The 4,816-nt window shown below is 60.5% G+C and carries 10 protein-coding genes and 1 pseudogene; 5 read left to right on the top strand and 6 right to left on the bottom strand.

Annotated features, from left to right (window positions below):
* Nucleotides 1–91: 91 nt before the first annotated feature.
* Together DFP89_RS19735 and DFP89_RS19730 are read right to left on the bottom strand one after the other, a co-directional pair.
* Nucleotides 92–400, bottom strand: coding sequence for a hypothetical protein (locus DFP89_RS19735; protein ID WP_147273370.1), 309 nt, complete (start codon nucleotides 398–400; stop codon nucleotides 92–94).
* Nucleotides 401–736: 336 nt separating this feature from the next.
* The gene (locus tag DFP89_RS19730) at nucleotides 737–1,135 is read right to left on the bottom strand and encodes a hypothetical protein (protein WP_181870416.1); all 399 of its coding nucleotides are present in this window, start codon (nucleotides 1,133–1,135) and stop codon (nucleotides 737–739) included.
* 105 nt (nucleotides 1,136–1,240) lie between these two features.
* On the opposite strand from DFP89_RS19730, the gene DFP89_RS20950 reads away from it, so the two are divergent.
* Complete coding sequence (locus tag DFP89_RS20950) at nucleotides 1,241–1,564, top strand: hypothetical protein (protein WP_245948894.1); 324 nt, start codon at nucleotides 1,241–1,243, stop codon at nucleotides 1,562–1,564.
* A 229-nt stretch (nucleotides 1,565–1,793) separates the two neighbouring features.
* Here the strand turns inward: DFP89_RS20950 and DFP89_RS19720 are convergent, their stop codons facing one another.
* The 3 genes from DFP89_RS19720 to DFP89_RS19710 form a co-directional block, all read right to left on the bottom strand.
* Nucleotides 1,794–2,045, bottom strand: a complete 252-nt coding sequence (locus DFP89_RS19720) for a BrnA antitoxin family protein (protein ID WP_114351015.1) — start codon at nucleotides 2,043–2,045, stop codon at nucleotides 1,794–1,796.
* A 35-nt stretch (nucleotides 2,046–2,080) separates the two neighbouring features.
* Nucleotides 2,081–2,323 (bottom strand): BrnT family toxin, encoded by a 243-nt coding sequence (locus DFP89_RS19715; protein WP_245948893.1) that lies wholly within the window; start codon nucleotides 2,321–2,323, stop codon nucleotides 2,081–2,083.
* A gap of 173 nt (nucleotides 2,324–2,496) precedes the next feature.
* On the bottom strand, nucleotides 2,497–2,820 hold the full coding sequence (locus DFP89_RS19710; protein WP_114351011.1) for an Arc family DNA-binding protein: 324 nt from the start codon (nucleotides 2,818–2,820) through the stop codon (nucleotides 2,497–2,499).
* 104 nt (nucleotides 2,821–2,924) lie between these two features.
* On the opposite strand from DFP89_RS19710, the gene DFP89_RS19705 reads away from it, so the two are divergent.
* The 4 genes from DFP89_RS19705 to DFP89_RS19690 are packed head-to-tail and all read left to right on the top strand — an operon-like array spanning nucleotide 2,925 to nucleotide 3,950.
* The gene (locus tag DFP89_RS19705) at nucleotides 2,925–3,074 is read left to right on the top strand and encodes an Arc family DNA-binding protein (protein ID WP_114351010.1); all 150 of its coding nucleotides are present in this window, start codon (nucleotides 2,925–2,927) and stop codon (nucleotides 3,072–3,074) included.
* A 14-nt stretch (nucleotides 3,075–3,088) separates the two neighbouring features.
* Complete coding sequence (locus tag DFP89_RS19700; RefSeq protein WP_147273369.1) at nucleotides 3,089–3,274, top strand: hypothetical protein; 186 nt, start codon at nucleotides 3,089–3,091, stop codon at nucleotides 3,272–3,274.
* Complete coding sequence (locus DFP89_RS19695; RefSeq protein ID WP_147273368.1) at nucleotides 3,271–3,705, top strand: hypothetical protein; 435 nt, start codon at nucleotides 3,271–3,273, stop codon at nucleotides 3,703–3,705. Before DFP89_RS19700 ends, DFP89_RS19695 begins: the two co-directional genes overlap by 4 nt.
* A gap of 5 nt (nucleotides 3,706–3,710) precedes the next feature.
* Nucleotides 3,711–3,950: a hypothetical protein gene (locus DFP89_RS19690; protein WP_220269892.1), complete on the top strand. Its 240-nt coding sequence runs from the start codon at nucleotides 3,711–3,713 to the stop codon at nucleotides 3,948–3,950.
* A gap of 248 nt (nucleotides 3,951–4,198) precedes the next feature.
* Here DFP89_RS19690 and DFP89_RS19685 read toward each other — a convergent pair.
* Nucleotides 4,199–4,579 (bottom strand): annotated as a pseudogene (locus DFP89_RS19685) (DNA adenine methylase); the annotation flags it as partial.
* Between the last annotated feature and the right edge of the window lie 237 nt (nucleotides 4,580–4,816).

The following is a 4,816-nucleotide window of genomic DNA, read 5'->3' as shown; positions in this document are numbered from 1 at the left end:
CGCTATGACAGATCCGCCAAGACCTTCCTATCCGCCGTCGCCCTCGCCGCAACAGTCATGTTCTGGCTGTGAAGATCAATGAGTCTGGAGCCTAGCCAACACGACTGGTGCGGGTGTTGGCATAAGGCATGCGAGGCGGAATGCCGCCTGTGCCCATCTTCACGGCCATGCAGTTTTCACGGGTCTTGCACTCATCTTCCTCCTTGATCTTCTGCGCGATTGCAGCAGCGATCACCGCGGCTTTCGCGATAAGGTCAGCCTTGCTGGGCGGCTCTGGTTCCGGGTCCGGCGAAGGCGGCACAGGGGGAAGAATGTCCGTAATGTCCTGAGGCAATTGGACGGGAGGCGCGGGGCAATAGCCCGGCGATGGTTGAAAGAGGTTTTCCAGCCAGCTTCCCATCGTCAATGCTCCGGTAAAACCCACGGCACCCTGGCGTGTTGCGCCTGCCGTTTGAATAGCTTGTAAAAATCGGCAAAACGGGCGTCTGGACGGTTCCGGTGTGCCGACAGAAACTTCTGTGTGTCCGGCTCTCGCCAGAAGAACGGTGCGCAAATCGTGCCGAGATAGACGAACTTTGTCAAAGACTCGGGATGTGTCAGGCCATAGAGCCGGGCTGCCTTGCGCGCCGCCCTAACGTAGAAAAGCAAGGTTTTATTGTCAGCCGGCAACCAGGACGGCTGAGCGAGACGACGCAGCTCGGAAACCAGATCCAGTGAGGTCAGAAGTTCGCGTTCTTCACCGGCACCGGATACGCCTGATAGAGCGACTGCGGTCGCGCCACATCCGGCCGGTGTTGTACATCTGCGAGAAGTAGTGGCTCATGCCCTCCGATCCGGTCCGATGGCGCTGGTGGATCCGTTCGTAGAAGGTCTGATCGGTCGAACTGGTCGAGCCGATGTAGCGCAGATCGCCATGATGATCGACGAGGCCGTAGAGGCCGCGTGCATCGCGCGGCGCCTGGGCAGTCGGGCGGGGTGTGGCTTCTAGAAGGGCGGACAACAGGTCTTCGGCCGCGAAACGCATAGTCAAAATCCGGATCAGTTGAAACTCAGCAAGCGGCAAAAGCTGAATTGGCCAGACAGCCAGGGCCAGCCGACAGGATGGCGCGGTAGATGGGGAAACAGCATTTGTCATCAGAGACTTCGCGCAAAACTCCCAAGGCATACCAACCACCACGCCGCCCGTGTCGCGTCGCCATCTGCTTTGAGACGAGCCGGGTCCCGTGCGCTGTTGAACCAGATGCACGAGGCCCTGTTCGGCGGCCCAGAAGGCCCGCGAGCCGAGCCTGGACAGTTCCGCCCGTTGCTGGACGGACAGACGGCCGAGCATCGGGAAGATGTCGAGGACCAGAAACCCATCGTCAACCTGATGGCCGAGGAAGCGACCGAAAAGCTGGGCGCGGCGGTGGCAATCGACGTGGTGCGGCCGATGCAGGCTTACGATCACGGCGGCAAGGCGCGGGCGGTCTCGACCATGCTGCAGGCCATGGCGACGGCGAAAGAGGCCGGGCTGGACCCCGCCACCGTCAAGGACGCGCTGCAATTCATCGATTGGGCGGATTGAGAGGATAGGGCTGGATGCGCCCGGCGGTTTCGTCAACGCCGCGAAGCATCTGGGATCAGACGGCGAGTGCCCGGCTTTGGAAAGCCAAACCCCGTCAAGGCGCGGCTATCCCTCCGGTGGCGCGGCGCAGGTTGCTACGGCGTCACCGGGGGCAACCCGACCGGCTCGGCCGGATGGCCCGCGTCAGGGCAAGGGGCCGGGGGCAGCGGGACGTTGCACCGGCCCCGATCTATAGACCCGCCGCGCCGCGCAAGGCGTTGTTCATGCGCGTTTGCCAGCCCGGCCCGCTGGCCTTGAACCGCTCAACCACGTCCTGATCCAAACGCAGCGACACGGCAACTTTCGGATGCTCTGCCCTTGGACGGCCCCCGACATTCCTGCGCATGGCATCTGCCAGTGCCGGGAATGCCTCGGCGAATGGCTTGGCTTTGGCGATCTGTTCATCAGTCGCTTCCGGCGCATCTGGATCGCTGGCGATCATGCGCTTGATCTGTTCTTCGGTCAGGTGCTTTCGGGTCACAGCAGGCTCCTTTCCTTCTGGCTGGCGGGCCGCATCGAGATCACCGAAACCCCTTCGGTGCCTAGGGTGGCGAACACCACGGCAATCGTGCCATCTGACAGATGACCTATCGCCATGTAGCGGCCGGCCTTCGACGGGACGACGACCGAGGCGAGAAAGAATCCCTCATCCAGATCGGCAAAATCCAAGCCGTGTTTGGCAAGGTTCGTTTGCCGCTTCGGCTCATCCCAGACGATCATCAACATAGGTTTATGTATATACGAAAACTTGCGAGGGAATCAAGAGCGTCGTGCCGAGATGCGGCTGGCCCCACGGCCGCGACGCGTTCATCTGCCACAATCACACGATGCGAGCAAACACTTGTTTGGGCCGCCGGTCGGACGCCCGTCCTTCGCGAACAGCGCCAGCCCTGTTATTTTTTCAAAGCGTCCTCAAGGCGGGCTTTATACATGTCCCGCAGTTGCTTCGCCTCGTCCACGTATTTTTTGAATGCTACGGGATCATATGCTTCATCTTCTGGGTTAAGGCGCGCCAACATCTGATCAAAAAAAGCGATCATATCTTCGTCCGTGAGGGGTGGGAGTATGGGTGCTGGATACTCATGCTCAAGCGTCGCCACGATCTCAGCGTTCATGCTGCGATTGTTCGCGTCAGCGGCAGCCTTGATCCGGTCCCGCATCCCATCGGGCAGGCGAAGCATAAATTTGTCGCTCTCGCGTCCGGTGCCCGTGGACATGTTTTGCCTCCGCTTCTTTGTGTCACGGTGACAGCAAATTTCGCTTGACCGCAATCGCGTCACGGTGACACTATAAGTCACGGTGACACAATTGAGGTGCTAGGATGGAACGAAAACCCTTGCAACTTCGGCTTCCTGCTGACCTGAAGGCTTGGATTGCCGCGCAGGCTGAACGGAATGAGTCCAGCCAGAACAGCGAAGTGATCCGGGCCGTGCGTGAACGGATGGAGCGGGCCGCGACGGCGACCGCGTAACAATGGAGGAACTGATGGAACTGCAAGAACGCCCTCGGGCGAACGATATTGGCTTGCCTGACGCCAGCCGACACATCATCCGCGACATGATCTTGCTGGCGCTGGATGCGACGGAATCGCCGAACCTGCCCGAGGCCAATCGCATTGAGGCGCGCGCCGCTCTGGCCGAGGCTCTGGACACGATGGAGGGCCGGGCATGATTCCCACATTCCCCACCACCGTGGCTGAACGGATGGCCGAGTTCTGCAAGCACTACGAGGTTGAGCCGTGCAAGCTGCGCTACAGCCGCCGCGCGACCGACAGTATCGTCATGACCGACGAACTGCTGGAATGGCACAAGGTGAACGGCGCAAGTCTGGATTGGATCTGCATTGGCAGCGTGACCCCGATGATGATCGATACGGAGATCAAGATCGGCGCTGTCTCTGCCAACATCAAGGCAAATTGGGGCGACGTGCTGCTTTTCAATGCGATCTACATGGTCGATTCCGAGCGATTCATGGCGGGCGAGTATAGCAGCGTTCAGAACGTAGAGCGAAAGGTGACGATCAGCTTTACATTTCGCACCATTGCCGCGCTGCACGAGGCGGTCACGGGCGATGTGATCGATCTGTCAGAGGCGGAGGGCTGAAACACATGGCCGCTGCAACCCTCAATCTGAACGTGGTGGATAAACGGATGCTGTCCGCGTCCGAGGCTGCGTCCTATTGCGGGCTGGCGGCCAAGCATTTCAAGGCAATCTGCCCCGTCCAGACCGTGAAAATGGCGGGGCGGTTCGAACTGTATGACAAGCGCGATCTGGATCAGTGGATAGACACCGAAAAGGCAGGTGTGGCCGACGCTAGCCAAGCGGCAATTTTGGGGCGCCTGGCATGACGGTGGTCCGCGTCAAAGGTTTCAAAGTCTTCAAGGACCGGCACGGCAAGGCGCGTTGCTACCATCGCGCGACGGGTCACAAGATCGACTTGGACGCTGCACCGATTGGCAGCGCGGCATTCTTTGCTGAATGTGAGCACATTCGGGCGTTGGCCGATGCGTTGAAGGCCAAGGAGCCTAAGACCGGGACCTTGGGCGGGCTGATCGCCACATACTTCGCGACCGAGCATTTCAAAGACACTTTGGCAGACCTTGCCGCCGAAGGCCGTGCGCTGAAGGTAAAGGAATCGCGCTGCGCGTTCGAGATCGGTCAGCGTATCAGGCGCGACCTGGACGAGGCGCTCGAACTCGGCCCGCGTGGTCAGCTGGAATCGCAGCGTGTCCAGAAACTGCGGATAATGGCGCTGGAGGATGCGAAACAGGTTCGCGATATCGCGGCCGCGATCGTTGATCACCTCTGCCCGAGGACGCGAGGTGCGGCGCAGGAAGATGCCGCCCATGCCCACGAAAGGCTCGGCATAGGTGACGCAGGGGGTGGCGTCGATGATGGCGCAGATGCGCCGGGCGAGGTTGCGCTTGCCGCCCAGCCATGGGGCGACAGGTGCGGTCGGGGTGATCTGGGTTGGCACGGCGGTTCCTGTGGTTCGCAACGAGAAGGTTGGAACTTAACGGGAACATTCTGAGGTGTCATTTCTATTCGTCGCCATCGTTTTCAATGTCGACGATCCCAGTGAAGGTTGCCTCCGCTTGCGGTTGGGGAGTCCCTTCCCTTGTGCCCGCCGAACTCATATGGTAGCGGCCTCTATGGCGCCAAGGCGCTCACCCTGTCGGTGGCGCAAGAGCCCTTGGTCCATAGCCTCAACCCG

Source organism: Paracoccus lutimaris (assembly GCF_003337565.1).
GTDB classification, from domain to species: Bacteria; Pseudomonadota; Alphaproteobacteria; order Rhodobacterales; family Rhodobacteraceae; genus Paracoccus; species Paracoccus lutimaris.
Note: the sequence above shows the minus strand (reverse complement) of the source record. Positions and strands in the feature narration are given on the sequence as shown.